The organism is Kitasatospora sp. NPDC053057 (assembly GCF_044546945.1).
Classification (GTDB): Bacteria; Actinomycetota; Actinomycetes; order Streptomycetales; family Streptomycetaceae; genus Kitasatospora.
The window spans coordinates 166,231-183,700 of the sequence record NZ_JBITZP010000010.1; the positions used below are offsets into that span (position 1 = coordinate 166,231).

At 72.7% G+C, this 17,470-nt stretch carries 18 protein-coding genes; 4 read left to right on the top strand and 14 right to left on the bottom strand.

The genetic code is table 11. The features are described from left to right. Positions 1–4: 4 nt before the first annotated feature. The 10 genes from ACIG5E_RS14250 to ACIG5E_RS14295 form a co-directional block, all read right to left on the bottom strand. A complete protein-coding gene (locus ACIG5E_RS14250) occupies positions 5–1,030 on the bottom strand; it encodes a methionine ABC transporter ATP-binding protein (RefSeq protein WP_396533682.1) in 1,026 nt (341 codons plus the stop codon). Positions 1,031–1,577: 547 nt separating this feature from the next. Beyond that, a complete protein-coding gene (locus ACIG5E_RS14255; protein ID WP_396533683.1) occupies positions 1,578–2,081 on the bottom strand; it encodes a GNAT family N-acetyltransferase in 504 nt (167 codons plus the stop codon). Positions 2,082–2,344: 263 nt separating this feature from the next. Beyond that, positions 2,345–2,602, bottom strand: a complete 258-nt coding sequence (locus tag ACIG5E_RS14260; RefSeq protein ID WP_396533684.1) for a hypothetical protein — start codon at positions 2,600–2,602, stop codon at positions 2,345–2,347. 115 nt (positions 2,603–2,717) lie between these two features. Then, positions 2,718–4,136 carry an argininosuccinate lyase gene (gene argH, locus ACIG5E_RS14265; protein ID WP_396533685.1) on the bottom strand — a complete coding sequence of 473 codons (1,419 nt, stop codon included), beginning with the start codon at positions 4,134–4,136 and terminating at the stop codon, positions 2,718–2,720. A 113-nt stretch (positions 4,137–4,249) separates the two neighbouring features. Next, positions 4,250–4,798 (bottom strand): arginine repressor, encoded by a 549-nt coding sequence (locus tag ACIG5E_RS14270; RefSeq protein WP_270148298.1) that lies wholly within the window; start codon positions 4,796–4,798, stop codon positions 4,250–4,252. A 23-nt stretch (positions 4,799–4,821) separates the two neighbouring features. Continuing rightward, positions 4,822–6,027: an acetylornithine transaminase gene (locus ACIG5E_RS14275; RefSeq protein WP_396533686.1), complete on the bottom strand. Its 1,206-nt coding sequence runs from the start codon at positions 6,025–6,027 to the stop codon at positions 4,822–4,824. After that, entirely contained in the window at positions 6,024–6,899 is an 876-nt protein-coding gene (gene argB, locus ACIG5E_RS14280; protein WP_396533720.1) for an acetylglutamate kinase, read from the bottom strand. The genes ACIG5E_RS14275 and argB overlap by 4 nt, the downstream gene beginning before the upstream one ends. Positions 6,900–6,995: 96 nt before the next feature. After that, on the bottom strand, positions 6,996–8,150 hold the full coding sequence (argJ, locus tag ACIG5E_RS14285) for a bifunctional glutamate N-acetyltransferase/amino-acid acetyltransferase ArgJ (RefSeq protein WP_396533721.1): 1,155 nt from the start codon (positions 8,148–8,150) through the stop codon (positions 6,996–6,998). 11 nt (positions 8,151–8,161) lie between these two features. Further along, the gene (argC, locus tag ACIG5E_RS14290) at positions 8,162–9,190 is read right to left on the bottom strand and encodes an N-acetyl-gamma-glutamyl-phosphate reductase (RefSeq protein ID WP_396533687.1); all 1,029 of its coding nucleotides are present in this window, start codon (positions 9,188–9,190) and stop codon (positions 8,162–8,164) included. 100 nt (positions 9,191–9,290) lie between these two features. Then, positions 9,291–10,502, bottom strand: coding sequence for a methyltransferase (locus tag ACIG5E_RS14295; protein WP_396533688.1), 1,212 nt, complete (start codon positions 10,500–10,502; stop codon positions 9,291–9,293). Between the two features lie 81 nt (positions 10,503–10,583). Here ACIG5E_RS14295 and ACIG5E_RS14300 point away from each other — a divergent pair, with 81 nt between their 5' ends. Together ACIG5E_RS14300 and ACIG5E_RS14305 are read left to right on the top strand one after the other, a co-directional pair. Further along, positions 10,584–10,988: a VOC family protein gene (locus tag ACIG5E_RS14300; RefSeq protein ID WP_396533689.1), complete on the top strand. Its 405-nt coding sequence runs from the start codon at positions 10,584–10,586 to the stop codon at positions 10,986–10,988. 59 nt (positions 10,989–11,047) lie between these two features. Continuing rightward, a complete protein-coding gene (locus ACIG5E_RS14305; RefSeq protein WP_396533690.1) occupies positions 11,048–11,422 on the top strand; it encodes an RNA-binding S4 domain-containing protein in 375 nt (124 codons plus the stop codon). Between the two features lie 12 nt (positions 11,423–11,434). Here the strand turns inward: ACIG5E_RS14305 and ACIG5E_RS14310 are convergent, their stop codons facing one another. Both ACIG5E_RS14310 and ACIG5E_RS14315 read right to left on the bottom strand, forming a co-directional pair. Continuing rightward, positions 11,435–11,941: an FBP domain-containing protein gene (locus ACIG5E_RS14310; protein WP_396533691.1), complete on the bottom strand. Its 507-nt coding sequence runs from the start codon at positions 11,939–11,941 to the stop codon at positions 11,435–11,437. Positions 11,942–12,222: 281 nt separating this feature from the next. After that, positions 12,223–13,110 (bottom strand): SAM-dependent methyltransferase, encoded by an 888-nt coding sequence (locus ACIG5E_RS14315; protein ID WP_396533692.1) that lies wholly within the window; start codon positions 13,108–13,110, stop codon positions 12,223–12,225. Positions 13,111–13,316: 206 nt separating this feature from the next. Here ACIG5E_RS14315 and ACIG5E_RS14320 point away from each other — a divergent pair, with 206 nt between their 5' ends. Next, positions 13,317–14,234 (top strand): polysaccharide deacetylase family protein, encoded by a 918-nt coding sequence (locus ACIG5E_RS14320; RefSeq protein ID WP_396533693.1) that lies wholly within the window; start codon positions 13,317–13,319, stop codon positions 14,232–14,234. Positions 14,235–14,307: 73 nt separating this feature from the next. Here ACIG5E_RS14320 and ACIG5E_RS14325 read toward each other — a convergent pair whose 3' ends face one another. Further along, the gene (locus ACIG5E_RS14325; RefSeq protein WP_396533694.1) at positions 14,308–15,126 is read right to left on the bottom strand and encodes an SDR family NAD(P)-dependent oxidoreductase; all 819 of its coding nucleotides are present in this window, start codon (positions 15,124–15,126) and stop codon (positions 14,308–14,310) included. 307 nt (positions 15,127–15,433) lie between these two features. Here ACIG5E_RS14325 and ACIG5E_RS14330 point away from each other — a divergent pair, with 307 nt between their 5' ends. After that, positions 15,434–16,303, top strand: a complete 870-nt coding sequence (locus tag ACIG5E_RS14330) for a 3-hydroxybutyryl-CoA dehydrogenase (protein WP_396533695.1) — start codon at positions 15,434–15,436, stop codon at positions 16,301–16,303. Positions 16,304–16,375: 72 nt separating this feature from the next. Here the strand turns inward: ACIG5E_RS14330 and ACIG5E_RS14335 are convergent, their stop codons facing one another. After that, positions 16,376–17,452, bottom strand: a complete 1,077-nt coding sequence (locus ACIG5E_RS14335; protein WP_396533696.1) for a sugar ABC transporter substrate-binding protein — start codon at positions 17,450–17,452, stop codon at positions 16,376–16,378. Between the last annotated feature and the right edge of the window lie 18 nt (positions 17,453–17,470).

The window sequence follows — 17,470 nt, forward strand, 5'->3', positions numbered from 1 at the left end:
CCACTCATGCCACCGCTCCGTTCGCCGTACCGATCACGTCCACCTGCAGGCCCTGCTCGCGCAGGTAGCCGATCGGCACCACGTTGTCCTGGTGGCCGCCGGGCAGCTCGACCCGCATCCGGCCGACCATCCGGCCGGCGATGGTCTCCACCGCGGCGCCGAGGATGTTGATGTCGATCTGGTAGGTGCGGGCCAGCTGGGAGACGAACGGCTGGGCCGGGGTGTCGCCCTGGAAGGTGATCTCCAGGACGGTCGTGCCGGGGTGGCCGGTGCCGAACTCGCTGAGCGGGAACAGCTCCCGGGCCAGCTCCGAGCCGGGCTCGGCCAGCAGGTCGGTCAGCTCGCCGGACTCCACCACCCGGCCGCCGCGCATCAGGGCGGCGGAGTCGCAGACGGACTTGATGACGTCCATCTCATGGGTGATCAGCAGGACCGTCAGGCCCAGCTGCTGGTTGAGCTCGCGCAGCAGCTTGAGGATCGAGCGGGTGGTCTCCGGGTCGAGCGCCGAGGTGGCCTCGTCGGAGAGCAGCACCTTGGGGTCGCCGGCCAGGGCGCGGGCGATGCCCACCCGCTGCTTCTGGCCGCCGGAGAGCTGGTTGGGGTAGCTGCGGGCCTTGTCGCCGAGGCCGACCAGGTCCAGCAGCTCCGCGGCCTTGCGGCGGCGCTGGGTGCGGTCCAGGCCGACGATCTCCAGCGGCAGTTCGACGTTCTGCTGCACCGTACGGGAGGACAGCAGGTTGAAGTGCTGGAAGACCATGCCGATCCGGCGGCGCGCCTCGCGCAGGTCCTTGCCGGCCCGGTTCTCGCCGCCGGACAGGGCGGTGAGCTCGACCCCGTCCACGGTGACCGTGCCAGAGCTCGGGCGCTCCAGCATGTTCACGCAGCGGATGAGGGTGGACTTGCCGGCGCCGCTGGTGCCGACGACTCCGTAGACCTCGCCCGGGCGGACGTGCAGGTCGACGCCCGCGAGGGCGGTCACCTCGCGGCCTCGGGAACGGTAGACCTTGGTCAGGTCCGTGGTGGTGATCACAGCTGCTTCCGTGGGTCGGGGGCGGGCGGCGGAGTCGACCGGCCGACCGGGGTTCGGCCGGCGGTGTCCTACGACGCCTCACCAGGGGGCCCGGACCTGCCACCCCTTGATCGTGGCCGCGGAACGGCCGGGCCGCGCGACGGCGTGGCCCTAACGAGTCAGACGGCCGCCGGTGGGCGGGCACGCCGGAGGGGAGGGTTCCGGGAGGAAGGCGCGCTCGCACGGGCGGGAGCGACGCCGGGGTCTCGCTTCGGGGCGCGAGGGGGAGGCACCCGCTACGGGGCGCCCGGGGGCGGTGGCCCTCAGCAGTGACACATTCGACGGCACATGGCACGCTCACCTGCCGGCAGCGTGCCGGTGGGGGTCCAGTTCGTCGTCGCAGTCATGTGAGCCAGTAAAACAGATGAGCCGAATTGCACCCAACTGTTCGACGGCGAATGTCCGCATTGCGGACACCAACCGCTCCCACCTGGGGTGATACGACTCGACGCCGCCACCGGGGCGTCCGGATGGTGGCGGCGTCGAGGATGCCCGGGGCGGGCGGGGCTCAGGCGGTCGCGGCGAGCGGGGTCACGACCGGCTTCTCCAGGTGCACGAAGCTCAGCCGGCTGCTGACCTGCTCGACGGCGGTCTGCCGGTAGCCCTGGCGGGCGTACAGTCGCAGGTTGCCGAGGCTGCGGTGGCCGGTGAACAGCCGGTAGGCCGTCACCGGACGGCTGTCCTCGGCCATCCGGCGCTCCAGCGCCTCCAGGAGCCGGCCGCCCAGGCCGTGCCGCTGCATCCGGGGGTGGACCACCAGACGCCCTATCCGGCCGATGCCCTCGGCGTCGACGTGGCCGCGGACGGCGCCCACCACCTCGTCGCCCAGGCGGGCGACCAGGACGTGCTGCTCGGTCAGTTCGGCACGGAGGCTCTCCAGGCTCTGTGTCAGGGGCTCGATCGCCCAGTCGCTGTACAGCTCCGCCTCGGGCTGGTAGCCCAGGTACTGGAGCTTGAGGATCTGCTCCGCGTCCTCGGCCGCAGCGGCCGAGATGATCACGCTCATGCCCATGTGGAGGGGCCTCCCCAGTCGTCGTGCCCGGCGCGCAGAGGGTGGCGCGCTCACGCTCAGTATCCGAGCGTATGTGCCACCGTCAAGAGTGACGTTCGCCAGCGTGCTACCCGGGCGTCAGGTTCTCTCAACCTTCGGAGGGGCAGACGTGGCAAGGGTCACGCCGCGGTGGGGGTGGGGGCGCGGCGGGCCCGAGGGGCGGCGGCGGGCGTGGGGCACCCGGGTGAGGCGGTCACCCAGCGCGAGATGGGCGGGGGGCGTGGTCAGGGGTAGCGCTCGGCGTGGAGGAGGAGGCGCAGGCAGGCCAGGCAGCGGGAGCGGGTGGGACCGATCGAGCCGCGCGGCATGCCGAGGCGCTCGGAGAGCTCCCGGTAGGTCGGTGGCGGATCCTCGGCGAGGGCGGCGATCAGCTGGGGGCAGCGGCCGGGCAGGGCGGCGACGGTCTCGCGGACCACGCGGCGGCGGTGTTCGGCGAGGTAGACGTCCTCGGCGGAAGGGACGGGCGGAATGGCGGTGCGCACACCGTGCATGACGGGCCCGGGCGGGGCCGGTTACGCCCGGACCGGGGCGCGCACGCGGGAGGGGCGCGCCGGTCGGCCCGCCGCGCCCCTCCCCCGCCACTCCAGGGGTCGGCCGCTACACCCACTCCTGCTGCCGCGCCAGGTCCGCCTTCACCTCGGCGAGCTGGACCGCGACGGCCGAGGGGGCGGTGCCGCCGCGCCCGTTGCGGGCGGCGATGGCACCGTGCACGCTGAGCACCGAGCGGACCTCGGGGGTCAGGTGCTCGGAGATCGAGGCGAACTGCTCGTCCGTCAGGTCCCCCAGTTCGATGCCCTGGGCCTCGCAGACCTTGACGCAGGCTCCGGCGACCTCGTGCGCGACCCGGAACGGCACGCCCTGCTTGACCAGCCACTCGGCGATGTCGGTGGCGAGCGAGAAGCCGGCCGGGGCCAGCTCCTCCAGCCGCTCCCGGTGCACGGTGAGGGTGGCCATCATCCCGGTGAACGCGGGCAGCAGCACCTCCAGCGTGTCGCAGGAGTCGAAGACCGGCTCCTTGTCCTCCTGGAGGTCCCGGTTGTAGGCGAGCGGCAGCGCCTTGAGCGTGGCCAGCAGGCCGGTCAGGTTGCCGATCAGCCGGCCGGACTTGCCGCGGGCGAGCTCGGCGATGTCCGGGTTCTTCTTCTGCGGCATGATCGAGGAGCCGGTGGAGAAGGCGTCGTGCAGGGTGATGAAGCCGAACTCCTTGGTGTTCCAGATGATCACCTCCTCCGCGATCCGGGAGAGGTTGACGCCGATCATCGCGGTGACGAAGGCGAACTCGGCGACGAAGTCGCGCGAGGCGGTGCCGTCGATGGAGTTGCCGACCGAGCCGCCCTCGAAGCCGAGGTCGGCGGCGACGGCCTGCGGGTCGAGGCCGAGCGAGGAGCCGGCCAGTGCGCCGGAGCCGTACGGGGAGACGGCGGTGCGGGCGTCCCACTGGCGCAGCCGCTCGGCGTCCCGGCCGAGGGCCTGCACGTGCGCGAGGACGTGGTGGGCGAAGAGCACCGGCTGGGCGTGCTGGAGGTGGGTGCGGCCCGGCATCGCGGTGTCCGGGTGCGCCTCGGCGAGGCCGACCAGGGCGTGCTGGAGGTCGAGCAGCAGGCCGCCAATGGTCCTGGCGTGGTCCCGCAGGTACATCCGGAACAGGGTGGCGATCTGGTCGTTGCGCGAGCGCCCGGCCCGCAGCTTGCCGCCGAGGTCGGCGCCGAGGCGCTCCAGCAGGCCGCGCTCCAGGGCGGTGTGGACGTCCTCGTCGGCGACGGTGCCGACGAAGGTGCCCTCCTGGACGTCCGCGAGCAGCTGGTCGAGGCCCGCCAGCATGCCGGCCAGCTCCTCGTCGGAGAGCAGACCGGCCTTGTGCAGCACCCGGGCGTGGGCCTTGGAGCCGGCGATGTCGTACGGGGCGAGGCGCCAGTCGAAGTGGACCGAGGCGGAGAGCCTGGCCAGCGCCTCGGACGGGCCGTCGGCGAAGCGCGCGCCCCAGAGGCGGACGTCGGAGGACTGCTGGGCGGTCATCGCGGTGGCTCCTTACACTTGTGCAGTGGGTGGCATAAGTATGCATGATGCCGTATGAAACACAAAACCCCTGCTGCGGGAGCTCCCGCAGCAGGGGTCCGGCCGGACAGGTGCTACTGCGCCTTGGCCTGGGCGAGTTGCATGAGGTGGTCGGCCAGCGCCTGGCCGCCGGCGGGGTCGCGGCTGATCAGCAGCACGGTGTCGTCACCCGCGATGGTGCCGATGATCTCGAACACCTCGGCCTGGTCGATCGCCGAGGCGAGGAACTGCGCGGCCCCGGGCGGGGTGCGCAGCACGACCAGGTTGCCGGAGGCCGTGGCGGAGACCATGAGCTCGCCGGCCAGCCGGGCCATCCGACCCTCGCTGGCCGACTCCCCCATCGGCGCGCGCGGCGTGCGGTCGCCGCCCTCGGCCGGGACGGCGTAGATCAGCGCGCCGTCGCGGTTGCGGATCTTGACCGCGCCCAGCTCGTCCAGGTCCCGGGAGAGGGTGGCCTGGGTGACCACGAGTCCGTCGTCGGCGAGCAGCTTGGCGAGCTGGCTCTGCGAACGCACGGGCTGGCGGGTGAGCAGGTCCACGATCCGCCGGTGGCGCGCGGTGCGGGTCTGCGGGACCTGCGGCGTCGGGCCGGCGGCGGACGGGCCGGAGCGGGAATCGGTCATGTGATTATTCTCCCGGACGACGGTCAACTCGCATCGGCCGGGGCGCTCTCTCGCACCGTCCGGAGGATGCCCGGCAGCGCGGCGAGGAAGGCGTCCGCCTCCTGCTCGGTGAGCACCAGCGGCGGCGCCAGCCGTACGGCGTCCGGGACGGCGGCGTTGACCAGGAAGCCCGCCTGCTGGGCGGCGGCCTGGATCCGGGCGGAGACCGGCCGGGTGAGCACGATGCCGAGCAGCAGGCCGGACCCGCGCACGTGCGAGACCAGCGGGTCGCCGATCGCCTCGATGCCGTGCCGCAGCCGGTCGCCGATCTTGCGGGCGTGCTCCAGCAGGCCCTCGGACTCGATGGTGTCCAGCACCGCGAGTCCGGCCGCGGCGGCCACCGGGTTGCCGCCGAAGGTGGTGCCGTGCTGGCCCGGGGTGAGCAGCTCGGCGGCCTCGCCGAAGGCCAGCACCGCGCCCATCGGCAGGCCGCCGCCGAGCGCCTTGGCCAGGGTGACGACGTCCGGCTCGATGCCCTCGAAGGCCTGGTGGGCGAACCAGTACCCGGTGCGGCCGATGCCGGTCTGGATCTCGTCCAGGACGAGCAGGGTGCCGGTGGCCCGGGTGATCTCGCGGGCGGCCGCCAGATAGCCCTCGGGCAGCGGGATCGCGCCGTTCTCGCCCTGGATCGGCTCCAGGAAGACGGCCGCGGTCTCGGTGGTGACGGCCGCGCGCAGGGCCTCGACGTCGCCGAACGGGACGTGGGTGACGTCGCCGGGCAGCGGGCGGAACGGGTCCTGCTTGGCGGGCTGGCCGGTGAGCGCGAGGGCGCCCATCGTCCGGCCGTGGAAGCCGCCCTGGAGCGCGACCAGGTGGGTGCGGCCGGTGCGCCGGCTGATCTTGAAGGCGGCCTCGTTGGCCTCGGCGCCGGAGTTGCAGAAGAACACCCGGCCGCCCTCGCGGCCGTCCAGCCGCAGCAGCCGCTCGGCGAGGGCGATGGTCGGCTCGGCCATGAAGAGGTTGGAGACGTGGCCGAGGGTGGCGATCTGCTTGCTGACGGCCTCGACGACCGCCGGGTGGGCGGTGCCGAGGGCGTTGACGGCGATGCCGCCGAGCAGGTCGGTGTACTCCTTGCCGTCGGCGTCCCAGAGCTTGACGCCCTCGCCGCGCACCAGCGGGATCCGGGGGGTGCCGTAGTTGTCGGTGAAGGTGTGCTGCCACCGGTCGGTGAGCTGCTCGTTGTGCGTCATGCCAGTCCCCCGGTCACGGTCGGTTCGTCGTCCGGCACGACCATCGTGCCGATGCCCTCGTCGGTGAAGATCTCCAGCAGCAGGCTGTGCTGCACCCGGCCGTCCAGCACGCGGGCGGTGCCCACGCCGGAGCGGACGGCGCGCAGGCAGCCCTCCATCTTGGGGAGCATGCCGCTGGCCAGACCGGGCAGCAGCGCCTCCAGTTCACTGGCGTTGAGCTGGCTGATCACGTCGTCGGAGTTCGGCCAGTCCTTGTACAGGCCCTCGACGTCGGTCAGCACCACCAGCATCTCGGCGCCGAGGGCGACCGCCAGCGCCGCGGCCGCCGTGTCGGCGTTGATGTTGTACACGTGGCCGTCGGCGCCGCGGGCGATCGAGGAGATGACCGGGATCCGGCCGTCGGCGATCAGCGCCTTCACCGCGCCGGCCTCGATGTTGACGATGTCGCCGACCAGGCCGATGTCGACCTGCTCGCCGTCGACCACCGCGTAGCGCTTGACGGCCGTCATGGTGTGGGCGTCCTCGCCGGTCATGCCGACGGCGAACGGGCCGTGCTCGTTGAGCAGGCCGACCAGCTCGCGCTGGACCTGGCCGGCCAGCACCATCCGGACCACGTCCATGGTCTCGGGGGTGGTGACGCGCAGGCCGTTGGTGAAGTTGGACTCCAGGCCGAGCTTGTCCAGCTGGGCGCTGATCTGCGGGCCGCCGCCGTGCACCACGACGGGGTGCAGTCCGGCGTAGCGGAGGAAGACGACGTCCTGAGCGAAGGCCGCCTTGAGGCTCTCGTCGACCATGGCGTTGCCACCGAACTTGATCACGATGGTCTTGCCGTGGAAGCGCTCCAGCCAGGGCAGCGCCTCGATCAGCGTCATGGCCTTGGGCAACGCGGTGTTGTTGCGGGCCTGTTCGCCCTTGGGTGCGATCTGCACGGGATTCCCTCGTCGGAACGGATGTCGCGGCTCGGCGGATCAGCTGGAGTAGGCGCTGTTCTCGTGGACGTAGTCGGCCGTGAGGTCGTTGGTCCACAGCGAGGCGCTCGCCGTGCCGGCGTTCAGGTTCGCGGTGATGACGACGTCGCGGGCCTTCATGTCCACCAGCCCACGGTCCTCGCCCACGCCGCCGTCCTTGCAGACCCAGACGCCGTTGATGGCCACGTCGAGCCGGTCGGGGTCGAAGGCGGCGGCGGTGGTGCCGATCGCGGACAGCACCCGGCCCCAGTTGGGGTCCTCGCCGTGGATGGCGCACTTGAGCAGGTTGTTGCGGCTGATCGTGCGGGCGACCTCGACGGCCTCGTCCTCGGTGGCGGCACCGGTGACGTCGATCCGGATGTCCTTGCTGGCGCCCTCGGCGTCACCGATCAGCTGGCGGGCCAGGTCGGCGCTGACGGTGCGGACGGCCTCGGCGAACTCGGCCCGGTCCGGGGTGATGCCGGTGGCGCCGGAGGCGAGCAGCAGCACGGTGTCGTTGGTCGACATGCAGCCGTCGGAGTCGATCCGGTCGAAGGTGGTGCGGGTGGCGCCGCGCAGCGCCGCGTCCAGGTCGGCGGCGTCCAGGTCGGCGTCGGTGGTGAGCACGACCAGCATGGTGGCCAGGCTCGGGGCGAGCATGCCCGCGCCCTTGGCCATGCCGCCGACCGTCCAGCCGGCCGGGCTGGTGAACTGGGCGGTCTTGTGGACGGTGTCGGTGGTCTTGATGGCGATCGCGGCGGCCTCGCCGCCGGTCTCGCTGAGCCGGCGGGCGGCCAGGGTGACGCCGGGCAGCAGGACGTCCATCGGCAGCCGGACGCCGATCAGGCCGGTGGAGGCGACGGCGACCTCGCCGGCGTTGAGCTCCAGCTCCGCGGCGACCCGCTCCGCGGTGGCGTGGGTGTCCTGGAAGCCGGCCGGGCCGGTGCAGGCGTTGGCGCCACCGGAGTTGAGGACGACGGCGGAGACCTGGCCGCCCTTGAGGACCTGCTGGGACCAGAGCACGGGCGCGGCCTTGACCCGGTTGGCGGTGAAGACGCCGGCGGCGGCGAGCGAGGGGCCGTCGTTGACCACCAGGGCGAGGTCCGGAGTGCCGGAGGCCTTGATGCCCGCGGTCACGCCGGCGGCGCGGAAGCCCTTGGCGGCGGTCACGCCGATGTTCGAGGTGGTCACGGTGCGACTCCGTTCAGGGGAAGGCCCAGTTCCTCGGGCAGGCCGAGGGCGATGTTCATGCTCTGCACCGCGCCGCCCGCGGTGCCCTTGACGAGGTTGTCGATCGCGCTGATCGCGACGATCCGCCCGGCGGTGGCGTCCAGGGCGACCTGGACCAGGGCGGTGTTGGCGCCGTAGACGCTGCTGGTCTGCGGCCACTGCCCCTCGGGCAGCAGGTGGACGAAGGGCTCGTCCTCGTAGGCCTCGGCGTAGGCGGCGCGCAGGCTCTCGGCGCTCACGCCCGGCTTCGCCTTGGCGGAGCAGGTGGCGAGGATGCCGCGCGGCATCGGGACGAGGGTGGGGGTGAAGGAGACGGTCACCCGCTCGCCGGCGACCGGGGTGAGGTTCTGCACCATCTCCGGGGTGTGCCGGTGCACGCCGCCGACGCCGTACGGGCTGACGCTGCCCATGACCTCGCTGCCGAGCAGGTGGGTCTTGGCGGCCTTGCCCGCGCCGGAGGTGCCGGACGCGGCGACCACGACGGCCTCCGGCTCGGCGAGCCGGGCCGCGTACGCCGGGAAGAGCGCCAGGGAGACGGCCGTCGGGTAGCAGCCGGGCACGGCGATCCGGTTGCTGCCCTTCAACGCGGCGCGGTGGCCGGGGAGTTCGGGCAGTCCGTAGGGCCAGGTGCCGGCGTGGGCGGTGCCGTAGAACTGCTCCCAGTCGGTGGCGGCCTTGAGTCGGAAGTCGGCGCCGCAGTCGATCACCAGGACGTTCTGGCCGAGGGCCTCGGCGACGGCGGCGGACTGGCCGTGCGGCAGCGCCAGGAACACCACGTCGTGGTCGGCCAGCACCTCGGGGGTGGTGGGCTCCAGGACGCGGTCGGCCAGCGGGATCAGGTGCGGCTGCAGCGCGCCCAGTCTGGTGCCTGCGTTCGAGCCGCCGGTCAGCGCCCCGATCTCCACCTCGGGGTGGCCGAGCAGCAGACGCAGCACCTCGCCGCCCGCGTATCCGCTCGCGCCGGCGACGGCGACTCGCAATGCCATGGCGTTCCTCCTTCGTCGTGGCATGAATATACGCGGGACGGAAAAACCATGCAAGGCTGGGTGTCGCCCGGACCCGGGAGCTGACCCGGGCGCCCACGCGCTACCGCTTGACCGCGCGCAGCACCACGAACTTGGGGTTCCCGGCGACGAGTTGGCAGTTGCCGAAGAGCTTGCGCAGCTTGACGTGGTACCCGAGGTGCCGGTTGCCGACCACCCAGAGCTCGCCGCCGGGCCGCAGTGCCCGCCGGGCACCGGTGAACATCCGCCAGGCGGTGGCGTCGGTGGTGGCCTGGTGGGAGTGGAACGGCGGGTTGTTGAGCACCAGGTCCACCGAGCCGGCGGCGAACACCGCCGGGTCGAGCGCGTCGGCGGTGCGGAACTCGGCCGGGGCGTCCGGGCCCAGGTTGGTGCGGAAGGTCTCCTCGGCGGAGGCCACCGCCTGGTGGGACTCGTCCACGAACACCAGCTCGGCGCCCGGCCCGGCCAGCGCGGCGGCCGTGCCGACCACGCCGTTGCCGCAGCCGAGGTCGACCACCCGGTCGCCGGGGGCCGGGGTGGGCAGGTGGGCCAGGAAGAAGCGGGTGCCGATGTCGAGCCGCTCGGCGCAGAAGGTGCCGGCGTGGTTGACGACCGTACGGCCGGCGGCGGGGCCGATGTCCGGCGGCAGCGCGTAGCGGTGCGGCCACGGGCTGGGGCCGGGGTCGAGCGCCGGGTCGGGGGTGCAGAAGATCAGCCGGGCCTTGCGGACGGCCAGCGAGGTGCGGGTCGGGCCGAGGACCTTCTCGAACAGCTCCAGGGTGGAGGTGTGGATCTCGGTCACCATGCCGGTGCCGACCACGACCGTGCCGGGGTGGATCGCCGGGGCGAGCCGGTGCAGCTGGTCCTCCAGCAGGGCCAGGCTCTTGGGGACGCGCACCAGCAGGACGTCGATCCGCTCCGGCGGGGTGTCCCGGGTGGTGAGCAGCCGGGCCTCGTCGACGGCGGCGCCGGCCCGGGCGAGGTTCTCCCGGGTGGCCCGCCGGCCGAGGTGGGAGTCGGTGATCTGGACCGGTTCGTACACCGCCAGCGCGGTGGCGAGCGCGCCCCAGCGGTCGCCGAGGACGGCGATCCGGCGGCCGGCCAGTTCGGTGGCGACGCCGTCGGCGCTGTCGGCCTCGCCGGCGAGGTGGCGCAGCAGGTACTCGTCGGCGGCGTCCCAGGCCCGCAGCCGCTCGCGCGGGTCCGCCGGGAAGCGGGTGAGGTCGAGGGCGCCCCAGGGCGTGGCGAACGAGGTGGCCGGCGCGGAAGCGGCGGGCGTGGTCTGCGGATTCATCGTGTTCTCAGGCTATCCGAAGGCCCGCCGGGGAACGGTTCGGCAGATACTGGAAGAGCCCGGCCGAGAGGGGTGAGGGCGATGGACTGGAAGCTCGAAGTCGTGGTGGTCCCGGTGGCGGATGTGGACCGCGCGAAGCTCTTCTACGAGGAGCAGGCCGGCTTCAGGGTGGACCACGACACCCGGCTGCGTGACGGGGTCCGGGTGGTCCAGCTGACTCCCCCGGGTTCGCGCTGCTCGATCGTGGTGGGCACCGGGGTGATCGACGCGGCGCCCGGCTCGGTGAAGGGACTCCAGCTGGTGGTGGCCGACATAGAGAAGGCGCACGCGGAGCTGGCGGCGCGCGGCGTGGAGGTCAGCCCGGTCCAGCACTTCGTGGCGGGATCGCGGGTGAACGGGCACGGCGAGGCCTGGAACAACTTCGTGTTCTTCAACGACCCGGACGGCAACGGCTGGGCCGTCCAGGAGGCGCCCGCGGCGGCTTAGGACGCGACCCGGTACGGCGTGGGACACGGCTCGGGACGCGGCTTGGGTAGGCTCCGGGGATGGCTGAACACGAGGGAAGCGTGCGGGTGGACGTCTGGATCTGGTCCGTCCGGCTGGCCAAGACGCGCTCGCTGGCCGCGGCCGCCTGCAAGGCCGGGCACGTGCGGGTGAACGGCGAGCGGGCCAAGCCGGCCCAGACGCTCAAGCCCGGGGACGAGGTCCGGGTCCGCGAGGAGGGCCACGAGCGGGTCGTCGAGGTGAAGAAGCTGATCCGCAAGCGGGTCGGAGCCCCGGTCGCGGCGGAGTGCCTGGTCGACAACAGCCCGCCGCGGCCGCCCCGGGAGTTCGTGGCACCGGCCTTCGAGCGGGACCGCGGCGCGGGGCGCCCGACCAAGCGGGAGCGCCGCGACCTGGACCAGCTGCGCGGACGGTAGTCGGCAGTCGCGCTACGCCGCCGTGTCGGTGAGCACCCGGGCCAGGAAGGTGTCGAGGTTGAGCACCGTGCGGGCGACCTGGTCCTCCAGTGGCAGCGACTCGTCGGGCCGGGTGACCAGGGTGGACTTCTTCAGCCCGCGGACGTAGAGCGAACAGGCCAGGTCGGCGCAGATGTACGTGCCGACGGTGTTGCCCTCCCGCCCGGCGGCCCCGGCCCGGCGGGCGGCCAGCAGCGCGACGCCCGACCCGGCGTGCGCGGTGATGCACAGCGAGCACACGTTGGTCTTGGTCAGGCTGCGCCGGATCATCGGCGAGCGCAGCGTCACCCCGACCAGCTCGCCCCCGTACGGCGCCACCAGGTACGCCCGGTCGGGCGCGCCCTGGTCCCGCCAGCCGAGGAAGTCCAGGCTCTCCCACGGCAGTTCGGCCAGGCCCCGGGGCAGGTTGAGCCGACGGGCCTCGCCCTTGGAGCAGTTGACGAAGGACGCGCGGATCTCTGGGTCGCTGAGCGGTTCCATGGCGCGGAAGCTAACACCGGCCGCCGGGCCGTGTCGCGTCAATTTCTCCCGGTACGCACCGGATGGGCAGCCTGCAGTGCGAGCCGCCGCGGGGCGTCCTCGCCGATCCGGGTGAGCAGGTCGTCCAGGGCGAGGAAGGCCTCCCAGTGCTCCCGGCCGGTGGCCTCCGGTGACGGGCTGTCAGTGCCCGGCCATAGTCTGCGATGGCCGGTCCCGGCGCCGGAGGGGGGCGCCGGGACGGGCCATGAGTCACGGCTTCACGGCTTCACAGTGCCACGGCTTCACGCCTTGAGGGCGACGCCGGCGTAGGCGGAGACGTCCTGCCAGCCCTCCGGCAGCTCCGTGGTGCGGACGTGGCCGGCGGTGGGGCGCCAGAGCGGCAGTTGGACGAGCCCGGGGCCGACGAACTCGAAGTCGCCGAAGAAGGGTTCGACGCCCGCCCGGGGCCGCAGCACCAGCGGGGCGCTGGCGCTCTTGTAGATCCGGGCGCCCTCGGCGGCGCTCTCGCGGGAGGCGAAGTCGGGGCTGCCGTGGGAGAGGATCAGGGCGCTGCCGGGGGCGAGCGCGTCGCGCAGGGTGCGGACGATCCGCTCGGCGCCCTCCTCGTCGCGGATGAAGTGCAGGACGGCGACGAGCATCAGCGCGACGGGCTGGGAGAGGTCGACGGCGGCGGCCAGCGCGGGGTGGCCGAGGATCGTCTCCGGGTCGCGCAGGTCAGCCTCGATGACCGAGGTGTGCCCGGCCGGGTGGCCGGCCAGCAGGGCGCGGGCGTGGGTGGCGACGATCGGGTCGTTGTCCACGTAGACCACCCGGGCGTCCGGGGCGACCCGCTGGGCGACCTCGCTGGTGGAGCCCACGGTCGGGATCCCGGTGCCGATGTCGATGAACTGGCGGATCCCCCGGCCCGCCGCGAACTCGACGGCCCGGCCGAGGAACTGCCGGTTGGTGCGGGCCAGCAGCGGCAGCGCCGGGTAGGCGGCTATCGCGGCCTGGGCGGCCCTGCGGTCCGCCTCGAAGTTGTCCTTGCCGCCCAGGTAGTAGTCGTACATCCGGGCGGTGTGCGGGATGCCGGTGTCGAGTTCGCTCGGCGGCTGCCAGTCGTCGGCTCTGGCCCACTCCCAGCCGGTGCGGGTGTCCTGGTCGACGGCCGCGGTGTCCTCGTGCGTCATGTTCCGCCCCCAATGCGCAATGCCGGAATGTGCCTACTGCCCCGTAACACGCGGTGCGCGGTGATCGTATCCAACGACTCGCCGTGGAAACAGCGGGAGTTCAGGTTTACGCAACACCGGCGAAAGCGAGTGTGTGCACGTCAAAGGCGGTGCCGACGGCGGCGCCGGATCGCCGGGCGGGGCCGTCCTCTCTATGCTGGCTGCCGATGACTGCCGACCGCCGCACCGTACTGCGCACCGCCGCCAAGCTGGCCGCCCTGTCCGCCTCCGGCGGGCTCCTCACGTCCTGCGGCAGCGGCACGCCCCGCCGCGCCGAGCCCGGGGCGGCGCTCGCCGCGCACCCCGGCAGTGTCGACCCCCAGCACACCACCGACCCGGCCTGGAACGGCGGTGAGGGGCCCGCCTCCCCCGCCCCGACCGCCCCGGCCCCGACCGCCCCGGCGCCCACCGCCACGGCGACCCCGACCGCGGCCCAGTCCTCCGCCCCGCCGACCCCGCCCGTGCTGGCGCCGCTGGCGGCCGGCACGCCGTACGAGGTGGTGCACGGGCCGCGCACCGGCAAGAACGTGGCGCTCACCTTCCACGGCAGCGGGGACCCGAAGCTCGCCACCGCCCTGCTGGAGGCCGCCGAGCAGCGCGGCGTCAAGCTGACCGTGATGGTGGTCGGCAGCTGGCTGGACCAGCAGCCGCAGATGGCCCGGCGGATCCTGGACGGCGGCCACGAGCTGGGCAACCACACCCAGAACCACCTCAACATCTCCGCGATGACCCCGGATCAGGCCCGCGCCGAGATCGCCCAGTGCGCCGACCGGCTGAAGGCGCTGACCGGATCGATCGGCCGCTGGTTCCGCCCCTCGGCCGCGCAGTACGCCACCTCGATGGTGACCGAGCAGGCCAAGGCCGTCGGCTACGAGCACGTGCTGTCCTTCGACGTCGACCCGCGCGACTACAACGACCCGACCGCCGCCGAGCTGCAGCGCCGGGTGCTGAACGGGGTGCGCGGCGGCTCGGTGGTGGCCCTGCACATGGGCCACCAGTGCACCATCGACGCGCTGCCGGCGATCCTGGACGGGCTGGCCAAGGCGGGGCTCAAGCCGGTCACCGCCAGTCAGCTGTGCGCCTGACCGGCTGATCGGTCCACGCAATCGATCCGGGCCGGTCAGGCCGGGTCGGGTCGGTCAGGCCGGGCCGGGTCCGTCAGGCCATCGGGTCGTCGTCCTTGTACGGGCGCAGCCGCAGCGTCCGGGCGTCCTTCGCCCGGATCTCGTCGGCCTGCTGGACCAGCTCCTCCAGGTCGTCCCGCCCGGCGTGGATGAACCGCCCGTGCAGCGCGTCGAAGCGGCCGCGCGCCGCGTCCACGGTGACCGCGACCACGTACGGGATCGAGCCCCAGGCCTTCATGTCCCGGAACATCGGCATCGCGGCGGTCATGTCGGTGGCCACCGCGCCGGGGCTGATGTCGAGGACCACGACGCCGTGCTGGGCCAGCGAGTCCGCCATGTTGTCGGAGAGCTGGAGCAGCGCGCCCTTGGAGGTCGCGTACGCGGTGTAGTTGCCGTCCGGGCGCAGCGCGAATCCGGTGTTGAGGTTGATCACCCGGCCGCTGCGGCGGGCGACCATGCCGGGCAGGACGCAGCGCAGCAGGTTGTAGGGGCCGCGCAGGTTGGTCTCGATCACCTGCCACCACTGGTTGGGGTCGGTCTCCCACAGCGGTACCTCGGCGCGGTCGACCATGCCGGCGTTGTTGACCAGCAGGTTGATCGGCCCGAGGTCGCGCTCGACCAGGCGGACGGCCTCGCGCACCGAGCCGTGGCGGCAGACGTCGGCGGTGACGGCGACGCCCCGGGAGCCGTGCTTGACGCACTCCTTGAGGGTGGCGGTCAGCGTGTCGTGGGTGCGGCCGACCAGGCCGACGGCCATGCCATCGGCCGCCAGTCCGATGGCGATCTCCCTGCCGATGCCCCGGCCGGCGCCGGTGACCAGGGCGACCTGTCCTGTGAGCGATCCCGTCGGCACCGTGTGCTCCCTTCCCGTCCCCGGCCCCCGTCTGCGGCATTCTGTCGGGCGCCGGGCGGCCGCGGCCCCGGGCACACGCCGCGGCCGGCCCGGCCTCACCCGTTCGGAGGGCCGTCCGCGACGGCATCGCGCCGGGCCGCGCGCTGGCACTGCGCCGGGGAGGGGGTGACCTACTCGCCAGTACGGAGTAGTAACGTCGTCGGGGCGGTGACCGGTGCACCCATTCCGGTACACCGACCCGTTGACCAGCGGCTCGCTGGGCCACCACTTCGCTGGGCGACCCCCAGCACCACCGAAGGGCAACTGAGTGAGTGACATCGCGCGCGTCGGAGTAGTCGGCTGCGGCCTGATGGGGTCGGGCATCGCCGAGGTCTTCGCCCGGGCCGGGCTGGACGTCATGGTGTCGGAGGCCAGCGGTGAGGCGCTGGAGTTCGGGCGCACCCGGCTGACCAATTCCCTGGAGACGGCGGTCAAGCGCGGCAAGCTGACCCCGGAGCAGCGGGACGAGGCGCTGTCCCGGCTGTCCTTCACCGTCGAGCTGTCCGACTTCGCCGACCGCGACCTGGTGGTCGAGGCGGTCGCCGAGCGCGAGGACATCAAGGTCAAGATCTTCGAGACCCTGGACCGGGTGATCCAGCGCCGCGACGCGATCCTGGCCTCCAACACCTCCTCGATCCCGATCGTGAAGCTGGCCGCCGCCACCTCCCGCCCGGAGCAGGTCATCGGCCTGCACTTCTTCAACCCGGCGCCGGTGCAGAAGCTGGTCGAGGTCATCCCGACCCTGACCACCTCGGCCACCACCACCGAGCGGGTCGAGGCGTTCGCCTCTCAGGTGCTCGCCAAGGAGCCGATCCGCGCCCGCGACCGGGCCGGCTTCGTGGTCAACGCGCTGCTCGTGCCGTACCTGCTCTCCGCGGTGCGGATGTTCGAGTCGGGCGTGGCCACCGCCTCCGACATCGACAAGGGCATGGAGGCCGGCTGCGCCCACCCGATGGGCCCGCTGCGGCTGTGCGACCTGATCGGCCTGGACACCATCGTCTCGATCGCCGAGTCGATGTACGACGAGTACAAGGAGCCGCTGTACGCCGCTCCGCCGCTGCTGTCCCGGATGGTCGACGCGGGCCTGCTGGGCCGCAAGTCGGGCCGCGGCTTCTACGACTACACCGCGAGCGCCTGAGCCTCGACGGCGAGGGCGCGGCCGCACCAGGTAGGTGCGGCCGCGCCCTCGCCGAGTTCCCGACGGCCCCGGCTACTTGACCCCGGCCTCCGCGCAGGCCTCCTCGTACTGCTGGGTGCAGATGTCGGACGCCTTGTAGAGCCCGCCGACGACGACGGTGGCCTCCACCCTCGACTTGGTCACCACGATCGGGGTGAGCAGCAGTGAGGGGATGTGCAGCCCGCCGCTGTCCGTGGACGAGGTCGCGGTGGTGCTGATGTCCATGCCCTCGGCCAGCTGGACGGCGATGCTGCCCGCCGCGTCCGTCTCGGGCTTGTACGGCTTGTAGATGGTGTAGGCCTGCTCGCCCGTGAGCACCCGGCGGATCGCGTCGATGGAGGCGTCCTGGCCGCCCACCGGCACGTTCTTGATGCCCGCGGCCTTCAGGGCGTCGATGACGGCGGCGGCCATCCCGTCGTTCGCGGCGTAGACGGCCTGGATCCCGTTCTTCCCGAGGCTCTGGATGGCCTCGTTCGTCTTCGCCGTGGCCACCTCCGGCTTCCACTCGCCGGACTGCTCGTAGGCGATCTTGACCTTGCCGTCCAGCGCCAGGTGCGCGCCCGTCTTGAACTGCGCCGCGTTGGGGTCGGACTCGGCGCCGTCGATCATCACGACGTTGGCCGAGGAGGCCTTCGGGCCGAGGGCGTCGAGCAGGGACTGGCCCTGGAGCTGTCCGGTCTGCTGGTTGTCGAAGGAGACGTACGCGGCGACCTTGCCCTGGGCCAGCCGGTCGTAGGCGACGACCTTCACGCCCTTGGCGTTGGCGGCGTCCACCCACGGGGCGGTGAGCTTGGCGTCGACCGGGTCGAGCAGGATGACCTTCACGCCCTTGGCGATCATGTCGTCGAACTGCTTCTTCTGGGCGTTCGCGTCGCCGCCCGCGTTGGCGTAGCTCACCGTGCACTTCGTGCAGAGGCCCGCCACCGTCTTCTCGATCAGCGGCTTGTCGAACGCGTCGTACCGGGTGGAGGACGTGCTCTCCGGTAGTAGCAGACCGATGCCCTCGCTGCCTCCGCCGGCCGCCGGCGTCTGGGTCGCGACAGTCTGACCGCAGGCCGTGAGGGCGAGTGCGAGCGACACGGCGGCCGTGCCCGTGGCCGCGAGACGCATGGGTCTGATCATGATCGG